Source organism: Geminicoccaceae bacterium (genome assembly GCA_020638465.1).
Classification (GTDB): Bacteria; Pseudomonadota; Alphaproteobacteria; order Geminicoccales; family Geminicoccaceae; genus JAGREO01.
This window is the reverse complement of the sequence record JACKIM010000001.1, coordinates 1,920,019-1,935,910: the sequence shown is the minus strand read 5'-3', so window position 1 is coordinate 1,935,910 and position 15,892 is coordinate 1,920,019. Positions and strand designations below refer to the sequence as shown.

Here is a 15,892-nt window from a genome sequence, read left to right as displayed (position 1 = left end):
CTTCGGTCGGGGCGTTTCGCATTGGGAGCAGTGACATGAGCGACGGTCGGGGTCTGCAGACGACAATGATCCACGGGGGCATCCAGCGCTCCCAGCATGGCGAGACCGCCGAGGCGATCTTTCTCACATCCGGGTTCATCTACGAACATGCCGAACAGGCCGAGGACCGATTCAAGGACCGCGACCACGGTTTCATGTACAGCCGTTACGGCAACCCCACCGTGCGGACCTTCGAGGAACGAATGATCGCCCTTGAGGGCGCGGAGGACGCCTGCGCCACCAGCTCGGGAATGGCCGCCGTCCACGCCGCGATCATGTGCCAGGCGCGTTCGGGAATGCGGGTTGTCGGCGCGAGGCTGCTGTTCGGCTCCTGCCGCTACATCCTCACGGACATTCTCACCCGCTTCGGGGTCGAGGTCGAACTGGTGGATGGCACCGATCTCGATGCCTGGGAACGCGCGCTGGACAAACCCACCGACCTCGTCTTCTTCGAAACCCCGGGCAATCCGACGCTCGAACTGGTCGACATCGAGGCTGTGTGCACGATGGCCCACGCAGCGGGAGCGAAGGTCATCGTCGACAATGTCTTCGCCACGCCGATGCTCCAGCGGCCGCTGGAGTTGGGGGCCGATATCGTCGCCTATTCGGCAACCAAGCACATCGACGGCCAGGGCCGTTGCCTCGGCGGCATTGTCCTGGGTTCGCAGGAATTCCACGACAAGCTACTGCATCCCTATCTCAAGCATACCGGCCCCAGCCTGTCGCCATTCAACGCATGGGTATTGCTCAAAGGACTGGAGACACTCGACCTGCGAGTCCGCCAGCATGTCGAGAATGCCGGCAAGCTGGCAAGGTTCCTTGAGGATCATCCCGCCATCGAACAGGTGATCTATCCGGGACTGGAAAGTTTTCCGCAATACGAACTGGCGCGCAGACAGATGAAAGGGGGAAGTTCGCTGCTGGGCTTTTATCTGGGCGGCCCCAAGGAGCGAACCTTCCGCTTCATGAACTCGCTCGAAATCATCGAAATTTCCAACAATCTCGGGGACTCCAAGAGTCTGGTCACCCACCCGGCCACCACCACCCATTCCAAGCTGTCGGACGGGGAGCGCGCCGAACTGCGCATTCGCGACGATTTCCTGCGATTGTCGGTCGGTCTCGAAAATGTGGAAGATCTCATGAAGGACATCGATCGGGCACTGGGTGCATGATGGAAGATTTCTCCGACTGGCTGAACAAGGAGCGCGTCGACCGCTACCGGCTGGATCCGTGGCCCGCTGCCGCCATGGCCGCTGCACTGGGGCAGGACGAACCGCCGCTCGAAGGCGCTCCGCTGCCGTTGTTCTGGCATCACCTCTACGGCCTGGAAGCCGTCCATGCCCGCGACACCAATCGCGATGGTCACCGCAAGCGCGGCAGTTTCCTGCCGCCGGTTCCGTTGCCGAGACGCATGTGGGCGGGTGGGCGATTGCAGTTCGAGGGAGATCTTCTCGTCGGCGAGGAGGTCACCCGCCGTTCGGCTGTCCGCGGGATCACTTCCAAGGCCGGACGCACCGGCAATCTCGTGTTCGTGCTCGTGGAACATCGTCTCGAAGGCGCCCATGGTCGCGTCACCGAGGAACACGACATCGTCTATCGCGAAGAGGCCGGCGGCGAAGAGACCCCCGCATGGCCCACGGCACCGTCTGCTGCGGATGAAAGCATCGATGCCGATCCCGACGAGGTGTTGCTGTTCCGCTATTCGGCACTGACCTACAATGGTCACCGTATCCATTATGACAAGGACTACGTTCGCAACGTCGAGGGCTATCCCGGCCTCATCGTCCACGGACCGCTGCTCGCCACCTACCTTTTCGAACTCCTTCGCAGCCGATACCGGCAACATCGGGTTTGCAGCTTCAGTTTCAGGGCCGTGCAGCCCGTGTTCGTGGGCGACGGTTTTTCCGCCAATGCGGCAGGAAACAGTTCTGACCATCTCGATCTGTGGATCGCCAAACGCGATGGAACGCTGGCGATGAAAGCGGAAGCCAGGCTGGCATGACCGGGTGAACGATCACGGCGGCATCGCCAGAACACTTCTGCGGCGCTAAGCTCGCCCGGCCTTACCAGCGTGTTGACGAAATGCCGATAGCCGCGATGCGAGGCAAAAGGGCCGGAGGCGAGGAGGTGAGAGGACCAGCGCAGTGGCGCTGCGCGCCCGAACACCGACGAAGCCCGCCGGTCCTTTTGCCTCGCATCCCTTTGGGACGGCGCGCTTTTTGCCGCTGCGTGCGTCGCCCGGCGCTGACGATGCCCCGGCATCGCTGCACGCCAGGCTCCTTCCCAGCGGCAAAAATCGACGGTCGTCGCGGCTGTCGGCATTTCGTCAACACGCTGTTAACCGGGAGGAACCATGATCCGCACCATTGTCTTCGATCTGGGTAACGTCCTGATCGACTGGAATCCGCGCTATCTCTATCGCAAGCTGTTCGATAACGAAGCCGATATCGAGCATTTCCTCGACACGGTCTGCACCGGCCCCTGGAACGCCCAGATGGACAGGGGCAAGCCATTCGCCGAAGCCGTTGCCGAACTCTCGGCAGCGCAGCCGGACAAGGCCCATCTGGTGCGCGCATGGCATGATCGCTGGATCGAGACGATCGGCGGTCCGATAACGCCGACAGTCGATCTTCTCGAACGTCTGCACGACGATGGTCGCCACCTCGTTGCCCTGACCAACTGGTCCGCCGAGACGTTTCCTCTGGTCCGCCATGCCCGGGCCTACAGCTTCCTCGACCGATTCGAGAAAATCTTCGTTTCGGGAGAGTTACGCATGGTCAAGCCGAACGACGATATTTTCCTTCATCTGCTCGAAGAATGCGATCGCGCTGCGGGCGACTGCTTCTTCATTGACGATTCAGCCGCCAACATCGATACCGCCGACCGTCTCGGCTTCCAGACTCATCATTTCACGTCAGCCGATCGCCTTGAAGACGATCTGCGCAGGCGTGGACTGCTCGATTGATTGATGCGTTGGCTGGCGCGCATCGTCCTGCTCGTGCTGGTTGCGGTGGCTGGCATCGCCGCCAGCCTCGCAGGGCTGTTCTATGCCTCGCTGCCACAGACTACGGGCACCATCCGCCTCACTGGCCTTGAGGCTTCCGTTACCATCGACCGTGACGAAAACGGTATTCCGCATGTCGCTGCGCAATCGGTGCATGATGCCTGGTTTGCCGTCGGCTTCGTCCATGCGCAGGACCGGCTGTGGCAGATGGAGATGAACCGGCGTATCGGTGCGGGGCGCCTGTCGGAAATCCTCGGCAAAGAGGGTCTCGGCATGGACCGCTTCATGCGAACGCTGGGGCTCTATCGGCACGCGCAGGCATCCATCGACCGCCTCGATCCCGGTATTCGCCGCCAACTCGAAGCCTACGCTGCAGGCATCAACGCCTTTCTCGAATGGCGTCGATGGCCCCTCCCGCCCGAGTTCCAGCTGCTTTGGCACGAACCGGAGCCATGGACGCTGGCCGACAGCCTGGTGTGGCCGCGCCTCATGGCGCTGGATCTGTCGAAGAACTGGCGGGACGAGGCGATGCGCTCGCGGCTGGCCCGCAGGTTCGATGATGCGGCTCTTGCCGATCTGATGCCGGGTGGCGGAATCGATGACCCGGTCAGCGTTCGTACCGTCATGAAAGATGCGGGGTCGGCACTGGACCGGGTCCTTGCACTCTCCGCCGGCTACAGCACGACCGGTCTCGGCTCGAACGTCTTCGCGGTCGGTTCGGCGGGCAGTGCCAGCGGGGCAGCCATGCTCGCCAGCGACCCGCACCTGCGACTGCAGACACCATCCATCTGGTACCTGGTCAGCATCACGGCTCCGGGGTTGACCGTCGCCGGAGCAACCATGCCATCGATGCCGTTCGTCGTCATCGGTCGCAATGCCGATATCGCCTGGGGTTTCACCAACTCCGGCGCAGATGTGGAAGATCTCGTCATCGAGACTGTCGATCCTGGCGATCCGGAACGTTATCTCACCGCGGAGGGCAGCGAACCATTCAGGGTCATCCATGAGAATATCCGTGTCCGGGGTGGAGAAACGGTTTCCCTCGACGTTCGCGAGAGCCGTAACGGCCCGATCATTTCGGATGTGACATCGTTTGCAGATCGGCCGAAGGGGGCTGCCATCGCCTTGCGCTGGACCGGCCTGAGCGACGACGACGCGACCATCGAGGCAGGCGCCCGCCTCGCAACCGCCCGAAACTGGCGGGAGTTTCTGGCGGCACTCGAAGATTTCCAGTCACCGCCGCAGAATGCCGCATTTGCCGACAGGTGGGGACATGTCGGCATTACCCTTGCCGGACGCATTCCCATACGCAGCTCTGGCGATGGCAAATTTCCCACAAGCGGCACGAAGGCCGACGGGGCGTGGACAAGTTACATACCGTACAGTGAATTACCCCGGATTTTCGATCCACCTTCAGCGTGGGTCATGAACGCCAACAATCGCTTTACCACACCCCGCTATCCCTACCACCTGACCTCCGACTGGGATCCGGCCCTGCGGGCGCGCCGACTGGAGGACCTGCTCAACCGACACCCCCTCAGCGCCAGCGACCTGGTGGCAGCGCAGGACGACATTCATTCCACACTGGCCGATGACTTCCTGCCGCTACTCTTCAACATCGAGCTGCAATCGCCGGAACTTGTTGATCTCGTCGAGCGCCTGCGCCAGTGGGACCGCGACATGGACCGCTTGCGCCCCGAGGGGCTCATCTTTGCCGCCTGGTACCATGAACTGGTCAGGGCCATCCTCGCCGACGAGCTTGCGGGCGACTTTCCTGCCTTTGACGGAATTCGCCCGAATACGATGTACCGCATCGTCCATCTGTCTCCGCAATGGTGCGATGACATCGGAACGACCGAGCGAGTGGAAACCTGTGCCGACAGCGCAACAGTCGCACTTGAGCGGGCATACCATTCCCTCACCCTGCGCTTCGGAGGGAATGTCGACAGCTGGAGCTGGGGCGCCGCACAACCCGTGGTCATGGAACACATCCCATTCAGCCAAATAGCACTCATCCGCAGGTTGTTTTCCATCGAGACCACGAAAAGCGGTGACAGTAGCTCTCCGGATGTCGCCCACTACCGCGTGAACGAGCCGTTCACCATCACCGCAGCAGCTTCCATGCGCATGTTGGTCGACTGGTCGAAACCCGCACAAATGCGGATGATCAGCGCCACCGGCCAGTCAGGGCATCCGCTTTCAGGGCACCATCACGACATGACGGATTTCTGGCGGAACGGTCGCCTTGTGACCCTCGATTTCCCCCATACCCCGTCTTCGAAGGGTAGACATCTACAGTTGGCGATCTCGCGCTAGGTTAAGAAAGAGGAGGCTGGAAGATGAACATCATTCACGAAAAACTACCCTGAACAACTCTTCCAGTATACGAGTTTATCACCAAGTTTACGTCACGCGGGATAAATCGGATGCCTCAATTCACACTCAATTCCTTCGGCAATCGGCTGCGGGCATTGCGCCGCGCAAAGGATTTGAGCCAAGCGGAACTGGCACGGCTCATCGGGCGCCATCAGACCGCCATCGGGCCCTATGAACGCGATGAATACATGCCTGCCCGGGATATCATCGCACGACTTGCGGGCATTCTCGATACCACACCCGAATATCTGATTTTCGGACGATCGCCGCACCGTACAGAACTGCCGGTTGTCGGGGCAATTCGCTCCGGAATCGTGGTCAACGAAGAAACTCAGGGTCAAAAAACACGTCTTCTCAACCTGAAGGAAGGACAGATCGTCCTTTTTCACATCGACGACGATGGAATGGCTCCAGCATTTCCGCGCGGATCGATGGCCGTCGTCTCGACATTGAGCGACGATCAGACGGAACTGCATCTCGGCCGGATTGTCCTTGCAACCCTGCAGGATGGCCGGACTTTCCTGCGAAAATTGCTACCGTCACGGGATCGCGAACACTTCGATCTCGCGGCTTTGGATGGATCGACCATAGCGGCCGCAACCATCATTTCCGTACGCCCCGTTCTTGGCGTCCTCGCCATGGAGGCATTCTCCGGACCGGGAATGTCATAATAGTTTCATTCTTGCGATTGATGATAAATTCTCTTTTATCTGGTAGTTTAGAAAATCCCGCGTATTTTAACGAAATACGGTTTAGTTATACCTCGAGTCTTCGGGTATGAGCAGAACTCAAGGGGATCGCGATCCATGACCCAATTCGCCAACAAGGTTGCCACCAGGAACAATGGAGGACGCAGCCGGGCGCTTGACGTCGATCATTTCGTCAGCCTGCGCATCCGCCAGCGCCGCATCATGCTTGGCTATACCCAGCAACAGATGGCGGAACTCATCGGCGTCACCTATCAGCAGGCGCATAAGTACGAGACCGGTATCAATCGCATTTCTGCCGGCCGTCTCTATCAGATTGCCCAGACCCTCGGAGTCGACATCGGTTATTTTTTCGAGGACGTCGATCCCGAGCGCGAACAGAAGACCAAGCAGTCCGAAATGATGCCTCAGCAGCGTATGCTGCTTGAACTGGCCCGCAACTTCGCGGCCATCCAGCATCGCAAGCATCAGGATGCGATCTGCCATCTGGCCAAGGTACTGGCGTCCGCCGAACGTGACGCCGAATGAGCGGATTGTTCGACAAGCACCCTCGCCGCCACGCTCCGGGATCCGCGTGCATGGGATGACCTGACTGTCACGTTTTTGACTGTCCCATTCGGCCGGATCCGGGTCCTGCCCCCTTGAACCCGGGTCCGTGGGCTTATTTCGGGGGCTTGAGCGCCAGCATGATGATACGGCGCGTTTCATTCCACAACGGCATGGTGTCGATTTCCCCGACAGTGAACCATGCGACTTCAGTGGCGTCACTGTCGGCTACCGCCTCGCCTGTCGGACTGGTTGCGAGAAGGTCAACCAATGTATAGTGGTAGCGGATTGCACCGTCGGCATCACGTTCGATAAGGTCGACAACCGCCAGATGTTCGATCGTGTCAACCAGCAGACCGGTCTCCTCGAATACCTCGCGTTGTCCGGCGTCGAATACCGTTTCACCAAGCTTCTGTGCCCCGCCGGGCAATGACCACTGCCCCTGCCGCGGCGGCTTCCCGCGACGAATGAGAAGTACCTTGTTGTCATGGACAACAACGACACCGACTCCGACAATCGGTCTTTGAGGATAACTGCGGCTCAATGTGTACCCTTGCCCGGAATTTTCCCCGTTCGGATGAATTCACCTGAACGAAACGATGACGACTATATGGTCATTGGCGATCAAGAGCTACTGCCTGATCAGCCGAGAAGGGCCAACACGGCCGCCCCGCAGGTCAAGGCACCATCGAACAGTTCCTCGCGGCTGCGCATGCCGATGAGCGGTATCGGTCCGAGGGCCGCCTGAAACCGCGCGGCTTCGCTCTCGGCAGGCCCGAACAGCGCATGGCCGCGATCTACCGAACTGTAGAGTATGGCCGCACGTGGCCAGCATTCCGTCGGGAAATCCCTGCGCAGACCCGACGTCAGCCTGTCGATCTCGGCCAGTGCGGCCGAAGCGTTGCGATAAGTAACCCGCAGCCAGCCGCCGGGCCGATCGTTGCTGATCCGCAATGTCCGGCGCTGGCGGTCAAAGCACTCGATCATCGCCACCTGGCCCGGAGCGATGAACGGGTCTTCATCGGCACGGGTTTCCACCATCAGGCACCGGACCAACCGATCCGGTGCCCGAACCAGCAATTCACCGGCATCTTCGGCGATGGCATCGGTCGCCGCCCTTCCGTCGAGTTCGAGCACGGTGCGACCGACAGCGGAAGTGATACGTCGCCATGGCCCCGGATCACGCAGTCCGTGCAGGATATCGAGCGCTACGGGAATCTCCGCGCCCAGCCATAATCCGCTGCAACCGCCCGCGGATGTCACTCCCGCGATCTCACATCCGTCAAAAGCGCTCGAACTGCGTCCTCCCAGGGTCCGTACCGCCGGCCCCAGAGCCCTTGCATCGAAGGGGGCGTCACCGGCCAGATTGAGCAGCGCCAGCCCGCCATCAATCGAAGCGAAATCGCTCGAATCATGGATCAAACGGACATGGGCCTGCGGCCAGTCCAGCAACATCAGGGCAAGGCCCGACTCGCCGCTGATCTCGGTGCCGCCGGCGATCACCCCTTCCCCGGCTGCACCGAACCATGCGCAAATGCCTGTTTCCGCCTTGAGGTAATGGAGCAGGTCATCGGCCATTTCGCCTGCGGGATCGGCCATGAAAACGATGCCCGCATTGGCATGTCCGGCCAGACCATCCAGCCGGGACAGGCAAATCCGCACCAGTTCCGGCCAGGGACGGCCGCGGGCGCTGGCAACAAGAGCTCGTTGATCGTTCCCCGCGCGCCGCACTCTAACTCCTCATCTACGGAATATTTAAATCAACCATAACGCTTATCGATTGACACGCAATCGCTTCACGGGCACATTCACTTTCGCGTTGAGCGAGCAATTGCTCCACGTGCTTGACTGATGAGATGGGACCCTGGGGGGATCGTTCGCAAGGACGATCCCCTTTCCCATGTCGACACAGTTCTTGTCCTGACATGGCCTTGCACCACCGCCCGGACTGCCTCGAATGCCGACGGGAAGGGCATATACCATCAATGCAGGCAGGAATACCACATGGCAAGGATGACAGGATGCAACATGTCAGTCGAGCTTGATCCAGCCCGGCCTGAACAGCTTCTTCAATTCCCGTTGCCGCTGTTCGAGACGACCTGTGCGCCGCCATGCATCGAGCTGCTTGCGCGTCGGTGTCCTGGAAGCGACTCGCGCACCCCTGGGATGGAACAGCCCGTTGGCATACTTGCTGGCAAGGCTGCCGCCGCGTCTGCTGCCGATAGTCGGACTTGAACAATCGAGTGCCGGTTCTCCGCGCTTCTCGCCCCTGCGATAGTGCGTCATGAACTCGTGGTTCCCGATGGTGCGGGTGCGTTTCAACCGCGCGAACCACGGACAATAGGATGGATCCATGAAAGCCGGGTTGACGAAATACAGTGCACCGCCCGTAAGATCCGGCGCCCCGGTTGATCGCGCAAGCTGACGCGCATGCTCCAGACTGGAAGATTTCCCAAGCATCCGGTCAGGATCGAAGCTTGCCGGCTTGCGCAATGCTTTGGCCAGCGCCGGCCATTCGCTTACGGGCTGAAACTGGCGAGGCTGGGCGATCACGGCGCAGGCATCAGCGGGAAAGCGACCGTCACGAACGCGGTTCCGCACGACCTGAATGACGGCGTCCATACCAGCACTACCTTCACTCCCCGCTTCGAGCACGGCAATGGCCGCAAGGCAATCAACCTCGCCTCCGACGGCTTCCCGCAGTGATGGCAGAACGCTTGCGACAATGCCGACACCGATTGCAAGTCGAACCAGAAAATTCATTTACCTTAACAACTTATCATGACGCAACGCTACTCCACCGGTAGACATATCCTATCATGAGAGCAGGTTGGTTGCACGAAAGAAACATGAGTATTCCAACCCGCATCGAGGGGCCGGTTGCCGGCAATGTGTTCCTCTGGCTGGTGATTTCAATCAGCGACGAATTGATGCAGGTGACCATCGGTTTGCCGGAAGGCGAGGCGGCGGCCGGTGAACATTCTTGCGATCCTGGCGGCCGTCAGGCTGTGGCTGCCGGGTTTGACCGTGGTGAAGCAGCCGCCGGCGAGGGCCAGCGGCATGACCAGCTGGTCCGCGAGATGAGGGCCGGCGAACACGTCCTTGCGCAGATAGCCGAGCATGTGCGTTGCCGCATTCGACGCCAGCTTTTCCGCGGATACGCCAAGCCGGCCACAGGCGCTGACGACTTCGGCGACATGGGCATGCTCGACGGTCAGGAGCAGGATGATGCCGGGGCCTTGCTCGTCCGGTAACCGATGGATGGCAAAGCCGTTTTGCGGCCATTCCGGCAGGCATTGCCGTGCCTGCACGCGCATGCGCTCGGCAATGGAGAAAGGGATGCCGGTGAAAAGAATGCGTGCGGCGCGCGTGCGAAGCTCGCCACGCTCCATGCCGGTGAACGGACGCAACGGTGCCGGTTCGATCATGACCTCGATCCGGCCTCCGCCGCGCGGGTAGAAGCCATGGCGAACGAGCCGGGCGGTGACCTGCGGCCCCATCCGGTTGATGAGCGGCAGGAAGGTGTCCCTGAGGAACTCGAACGGCGGTGCCATGGTGTTATGGGTACCGCCTTCGAGGACCAGACGCGACGAGCCGGTGACGAGGGCCAGGGGCAGGAGCACGGTTTGCAGGATCAGTGTGGCGCTTCCGGCCGAACCGACGGCGAAATGATAGTCGCCGGCGCGTACGCGTCCCGGCCTGAAGGTCAGTTCGCGGCCACCGATGGCGGTGCCATTGGCCGTTGCCGAGCCGATTTCGCAGGCGGCTTCGAGCGCCGTGACATGCTGGCGCATCATCCCCGGCTTCGGACGCCGCCCGCGTATGTCGGTGATATGGAACGCTTCGCCCGTGATCAGCGAGAGGGCGAGTGCGTTGCGCAGCACCTGCCCGCCCCCTTCGCCGGCAGCACCGTCGATCTCGATCATGACACGATCAACCCTTGACGCAGACCACCTGCTTGAGCGTGTGGACGATCTCGACCAGATCGGACTGGGCGGCCATGACGGCCTCGATCGGCTTGTAGGCCCTCGGGGTCTCGTCGATCACATCCGCATCCTTGCGGCATTCGACGCCGGTGGTGTCGCGGATATGCTCCTCGAGCGTCACCGTCCGCTTCGCCTCGGTGCGCGACATCACCCGCCCGGCACCGTGGCTGCAGCTGTCGAACGACATGCTGTTGCCGAGCCCGCGCACGATGAAGCTTTTCGCTCCCATCGAACCCGGAATGATGCCCATGACACCTTTGGCCGCGCGCACCGCTCCCTTGCGGGTGACGAGGATGTTCTCGCCGAAATGCTGCTCGTGCGTGACATAGTTGTGGTGGCAGTTGACGGCCTCGAGTTCGGCCTCGAACGGTTTGGCGATGCTGTCGCGCATGGCGGCGATGACGTTGGTCATCATCATCCGGCGGTTGACCGCGGCGAAGTCCTGCGCCCAGCTGACGGCCTGGACATAGTCGTTGAAATGCTGGGTTCCCTCGGGAAAGTAGGCGAGGTCGCGCTCCGGCAGGTTGATATACCACCTGCGCATGTCCTCGCGCGCCAGCTCGATGAAATAGTTGCCGATCGCATTGCCGATGCCACGGCTGCCGGAATGCAGCATCACCCAGACCCGCTGCTCGCCGTCGAGGCAGATCTCGATGAAGTGGTTGCCGGTGCCGAGCGTGCCCAGATGGACGAGGCTGTTGGCCCTGGCCAGCTTTTTGTGCTTTTCCACGATGCGTGTAAAGCGCTCGGCCAACGATGTCCAGGCGGTGACGATGGGCTCGGGTGGATCACCCCACGAGCCCTTGTCGCGCTTGTTGCGGCCGACACTGCGGCCATGCGGCACGGCCTGCTCGATGGAACTGCGCACGCCCTCGAGATTGTCCGGCAGATCATGCGCCATGAGCGAGGTGCGCGCCGCCATCATGCCGCAACCGATATCGACGCCGACAGCGGCCGGGATGATCGCGCCCTTGGTCGGGATCACCGAACCCACGGTCGCACCGATGCCGACATGGACATCCGGCATCACGGCGATATGACGGAAGATGAACGGCATCTTCGCGGCCTCGGCGAGTTGCGCGCGGGCCTTGTCGTCGACGGGCACGCCGCGCGTCCACATCTTGATGGGCACGCCACCCGCAACGGTCTCGACATCGAAATTTCCGGTCATGTTCGACCTCCGTTATCAAGGTGCCGGCGACGAGGTTCGATGAGACAACCGGCGGCGTCGAACCACCTGACCCAAAGGTCTATACGCAGTTTAAAGCAACGTAGTCCCATCGGCATTCGCCGGCCGATCGTTGAAAACACTGGCGACGAGTCGGTTGGCCGGACGACCTGCTCTGCCATTGAGCTATCAGGCCACGAGAAGTGGCCGGTGCGGGATTCGAACCCGCGACCATGTAGTCCGGACCGGCATTCGCCGTGCACATCGAGCAGTCGAATCGAATGGGCCGTGGCGACGAGGATCGGCGAGACGGCGGTCCTTAAGCTACGTGTCTGCGGCGGGATTCGAACCCGCATCTCCTTGTCGAGCATTGCTGCACGCAAGGCGCTTTGCTCTTTGGACCTCAGGCAGGAGACATGTAGTCCCGCCGGCATTCGCCACGGCCTTCGAATCTGTATTTGCGGTCACGGCGACGAGTGTTGGAAAGACAACCGCCTTGCGGCGCCGACGCTCTTCACCTGGGTTGAGCTACCGTCCAGAAGAACGGGCAGGATTCGAACCTGCGACCTCCGGATTACGAATGTAGTCCTTCCGGCATTCGCCGTGACCTTGTTTCCTATACCTCCACTTCCTTGACGATTTCGACCCAATCGCGCGTCTCGCCGCTGACAAAGCGTGCCATCGCGTCGAATACCGCGTCGGTGAAACCACCGACATTCATGACCTCCGGCCCGTTCCGCGCCTGAGTGGTGCCATAGGACTGGATGTCGATGCAGACCAGCTTCGCACCCGGATTGCGGGCCTTGAGTCCGGACCACTCGGCCATCGTCGCCGTGGCACCGTAGCGGGCGGGATCGATCCAGGACTGGTTGTCCGAGACGATCACCACGAGATCGACACGCGCAGCCTCGTCGTTGAGCCGTCGCAGGGGAGCGGAAACATTCGTCCCGCCACCGCAGACCGCCGCCAGTGCCGCCGTATTGACGGCGATCCGGGCGTTGGGATCGAGTTCGACATCGACGACGTCGTTCTCGAACGGCAGCACCCGTGTCCGGCGATTGGTCCGCAACATGGCTGCAGAGACGAGGGCCGCCACATCCACGCAGCGCCCGCTCGAGCTCGCACCCTTGCGATGGCCCGTGACCGGCCAGTGCATGGAACCGGAAACGTCCGGGCAGACCACGATCCTGCCGGGCAGGGCGGGGATCCGCGCGAGCGACGCCTCGAGTGCCGTCTCGAGCGCTGCCTGCACCTTCAACGGCACCGCGTCACCGGCCCGGCTCAGGGCGATCATGAGCTGGTAGGGCATGACCCTGACCTTCTCCATGACCGTGACATCGCCAAGCCTTTCGGCAACCCGTTCGGTGCAACCCGCAACCGTGAACGCACCGTGCCGGGCGAGCGTGTTCAGGTTCATCCGCAGCGCCTGCCAGCCCATGCGCGAGCCCAGTTCGGCCCATTGCGAGGGCGAAAGCGGGAAGGTCGTCAGCCACTCGAACGGTACCGGCGGCAGATCTCCCTCGCGATCCCGTTTCCAGGCCTCGAAGGCAGTGATTTCCGCAGGCAATGCCGCCACATCGTAGGGCTTGCCGATCAGCCAGCCATAAAAGGCGCGGCGTTCGGCCGTCTTCGGTGCGGGGTGCACCATGCGGACGATATCGGCGAGGCTCGGATCCCTGCCGGTGGCGGTCTGCATCAGATCGCGCATGGAGGCATGCTCCAGCCACTCCTTCACCAAACGCTTGGGGCGCGTGCCGAGCGATTTGCGTCCGACCTGACCCGAGCGCAGGATCTGCACATAGCTCCTGAGCATCCGGCCATTGTCGACCACCCGCTCGAAGACCGGAACGGCCAGTTCGGGTCCCGCGATCGTCAGCCAGGCCGCCAGCAATGCCGGCATGTCCTTCATCGCTCCCGACCTGCGCGCATGGATCGCTGCCTGTGCCACGAAGTGCGGCGTGCAGGCGCGGGCGGCATCGAGCACATCGCCCAGCTGGGCGCTGGCACCGGTGTAGAAATTGTCGGCGAGCGAACCGGTCGCCGCGATCTGGGCGAGCCGGGCCTCGGCGTCATGGTCATAGGCCACGCCACCGGCGCGATTGACGCTGTCAGCACGCGGCAGGGCCGGGGCCGACGGCGAAGCGAAGAGCGTCTTGTTGGCCATGATCGAAAACCCTCGAACCATCCTTGCGCTTCCCGGGGCAGCCGGCCCATTCCGGCTGCCCCTTCCACACTGCAGTCAGGCGATGTCCTGACGCCCTGTTCATTGCAGCGAGCGTGCCAGATGTCCGACCATGCGCCGAAAATCTTTTCAAACCATTGCAAAAAATGAATTAATTTTTCTTGAAACAGAATCGGTGCGAATGAGATGGAGTAAAAAATATAGAATAATATCTAGAAATTTATATAATCGGCGCATGAAGCCTACGATCGTTATCGGATTTCTCGGATCGACGCTGGACGCCTCCAGCTCCGGTCCGGGCCGCTGGATGAGGTGGCGGCCATCGGTCAGCATCTGCATGCAGGAGGATTTGCGGGTCGACCGCTTCGTGCTCCTGCACGGCTCGCTGCACCAGCGTCTCGCCGATCAGGTGACGAACGACATCCGGTCTGTCTCGCCGGAAACCACGGTCGAACCCCGGCTGATCGAACTCGACGATCCCTGGGATTTCGAGGAGGTCTATGGCAAGCTTCTGGATTTCTCCCGTGCGTCAGTCTTCGATCCCGAAACCGAGGACTATCTGATCCATATCTCGACCGGCACCCATGTGGCGCAGATCTGCCTGTTCCTTCTGACCGAGGCCAACTATCTGCCGGGACGGTTGCTGCAGACCCGGCCCACGCGCGGCAAGTCCGATGCGGCCGGCGGCTGGACGAGCATCGATCTCGACCTGTCACGCTATGACAGTATCGCCACCCGTTTCGCCGTGTCGCGCGAACAGGACACGAGCTTTCTCAAATCCGGCATCGCCACCCGCAACACCGGATTCAACCGGATGATCGATGAAATCGAGCAGGTCGCGGTGCGTAGCCGTCTGCCTGTCCTCCTGATGGGCCCGACAGGCGCCGGCAAGAGCCAGCTGGCCAGCCGGATCTATGAGCTCAAGCGCCTGCGGCGCCAGCTCGCCGGCCCTTTCGTCGAAGTGAATTGCGCGACCCTGCGTGGTGATGCGGCGATGTCGGCGCTGTTCGGCCACACGAAGGGAGCATTCACCGGTGCTGTCAGTGATCGTCCGGGCCTGCTGCGCCGCGCCGATGGCGGTCTGCTGTTTCTCGACGAGATCGGCGAGCTGGGGCTGGACGAGCAGGCCGTGATGCTCAGGGCCATCGAGGAAAAACGGTTCATGCCGGTGGGCTCCGATCAGGAGGTGTCGAGCGACTTCCAGTTGATTGCCGGTACCAATCTCGATCTGGCGAGAGCCGTCGCCGAACGCCGGTTTCGTGAGGATCTGTTCGCGCGGCTCAATCTCTGGACCTTCACCCTGCCGGGCCTTGTCGGGCGTCGCGAGGATATCGAGCCGAATCTCGACTATGAACTCGAACGCCACGCCGAGCGCGAGGGACAAAGGATCACCTTCAACAGGGAAGCCCGCGAGCGCTATCTCGCTTTCGCTGTCTCGCCGCCTGCCGTCTGGTCCGGAAACTTTCGCGATCTCGCCGCCAGCGTGACCCGCATGGCGACATTCGCGCCGCAGGGCCGGATCGGGGTCGAACATGTCGAGACGGAAATCACCCGGATGCGGCATCTGTGGTCCGCCGGTCGTTCGGCCGGAGATGGCCTCGAAACGGTTCTGGATGAAAAGGCCATCTCCGGCCTGGATCCCTTCGACCGGGTCCAGCTCGCCCATGTCGTCGCCACCTGCCGCAACAGCCGCTCACTCTCGGAAGCCGGCCGCCAGCTGTTCGCCGTATCCCGCACCCGCCGCTCGACCCCCAATGACGCCGACCGGCTGCGCAAATATCTGGCCCGCTTCGAACTGACCTTCGACCGGATCACCGCCGCAGACACGCACTGAGGGCTGTTCCGCAAATCGGCTGCACCTTGTCCATCCACATGAACGCCGAG

The 15,892-nt window shown here is 61.7% G+C and carries 13 protein-coding genes; 7 read left to right on the top strand and 6 right to left on the bottom strand.

The window, feature by feature from the left end; genetic code table 11:
• Positions 1–35 precede the first annotated feature (35 nt).
• From metZ to H6851_09185, 6 genes are all read left to right on the top strand, one after another.
• A complete protein-coding gene (metZ, locus tag H6851_09210) occupies positions 36–1,211 on the top strand; it encodes an O-succinylhomoserine sulfhydrylase (GenBank protein MCB9943782.1) in 1,176 nt (391 codons plus the stop codon).
• On the top strand, positions 1,208–2,041 hold the full coding sequence (locus H6851_09205; protein ID MCB9943781.1) for a MaoC family dehydratase N-terminal domain-containing protein: 834 nt from the start codon (positions 1,208–1,210) through the stop codon (positions 2,039–2,041). The genes metZ and H6851_09205 overlap by 4 nt, the downstream gene beginning before the upstream one ends.
• A gap of 351 nt (positions 2,042–2,392) precedes the next feature.
• Positions 2,393–3,004 carry an HAD family phosphatase gene (locus H6851_09200; protein MCB9943780.1) on the top strand — a complete coding sequence of 204 codons (612 nt, stop codon included), beginning with the start codon at positions 2,393–2,395 and terminating at the stop codon, positions 3,002–3,004.
• On the top strand, positions 3,005–5,359 hold the full coding sequence (locus H6851_09195; GenBank protein MCB9943779.1) for a penicillin acylase family protein: 2,355 nt from the start codon (positions 3,005–3,007) through the stop codon (positions 5,357–5,359).
• A 110-nt stretch (positions 5,360–5,469) separates the two neighbouring features.
• Entirely contained in the window at positions 5,470–6,090 is a 621-nt protein-coding gene (locus H6851_09190; GenBank protein MCB9943778.1) for a helix-turn-helix transcriptional regulator, read from the top strand.
• Between the two features lie 135 nt (positions 6,091–6,225).
• Positions 6,226–6,654 carry a helix-turn-helix transcriptional regulator gene (locus H6851_09185; protein MCB9943777.1) on the top strand — a complete coding sequence of 143 codons (429 nt, stop codon included), beginning with the start codon at positions 6,226–6,228 and terminating at the stop codon, positions 6,652–6,654.
• Between the two features lie 133 nt (positions 6,655–6,787).
• Here H6851_09185 and H6851_09180 read toward each other — a convergent pair whose 3' ends face one another.
• The 6 genes from H6851_09180 to H6851_09155 form a co-directional block, all read right to left on the bottom strand.
• Positions 6,788–7,216 (bottom strand): NUDIX hydrolase, encoded by a 429-nt coding sequence (locus tag H6851_09180; GenBank protein ID MCB9943776.1) that lies wholly within the window; start codon positions 7,214–7,216, stop codon positions 6,788–6,790.
• A 98-nt stretch (positions 7,217–7,314) separates the two neighbouring features.
• Positions 7,315–8,403, bottom strand: a complete 1,089-nt coding sequence (locus tag H6851_09175; GenBank protein MCB9943775.1) for a hypothetical protein — start codon at positions 8,401–8,403, stop codon at positions 7,315–7,317.
• A 300-nt stretch (positions 8,404–8,703) separates the two neighbouring features.
• Complete coding sequence (locus H6851_09170) at positions 8,704–9,435, bottom strand: cell wall hydrolase (GenBank protein MCB9943774.1); 732 nt, start codon at positions 9,433–9,435, stop codon at positions 8,704–8,706.
• Between the two features lie 149 nt (positions 9,436–9,584).
• On the bottom strand, positions 9,585–10,598 hold the full coding sequence (locus H6851_09165) for an RNA 3'-terminal phosphate cyclase (GenBank protein MCB9943773.1): 1,014 nt from the start codon (positions 10,596–10,598) through the stop codon (positions 9,585–9,587).
• Between the two features lie 7 nt (positions 10,599–10,605).
• Positions 10,606–11,829 carry an RtcB family protein gene (locus H6851_09160; protein MCB9943772.1) on the bottom strand — a complete coding sequence of 408 codons (1,224 nt, stop codon included), beginning with the start codon at positions 11,827–11,829 and terminating at the stop codon, positions 10,606–10,608.
• 613 nt (positions 11,830–12,442) lie between these two features.
• Positions 12,443–13,990, bottom strand: a complete 1,548-nt coding sequence (locus H6851_09155) for a VWA domain-containing protein (GenBank protein MCB9943771.1) — start codon at positions 13,988–13,990, stop codon at positions 12,443–12,445.
• Between the two features lie 253 nt (positions 13,991–14,243).
• Here H6851_09155 and H6851_09150 point away from each other — a divergent pair, with 253 nt between their 5' ends.
• Positions 14,244–15,842, top strand: a complete 1,599-nt coding sequence (locus H6851_09150) for a sigma 54-interacting transcriptional regulator (protein MCB9943770.1) — start codon at positions 14,244–14,246, stop codon at positions 15,840–15,842.
• Positions 15,843–15,892 lie beyond the last annotated feature (50 nt).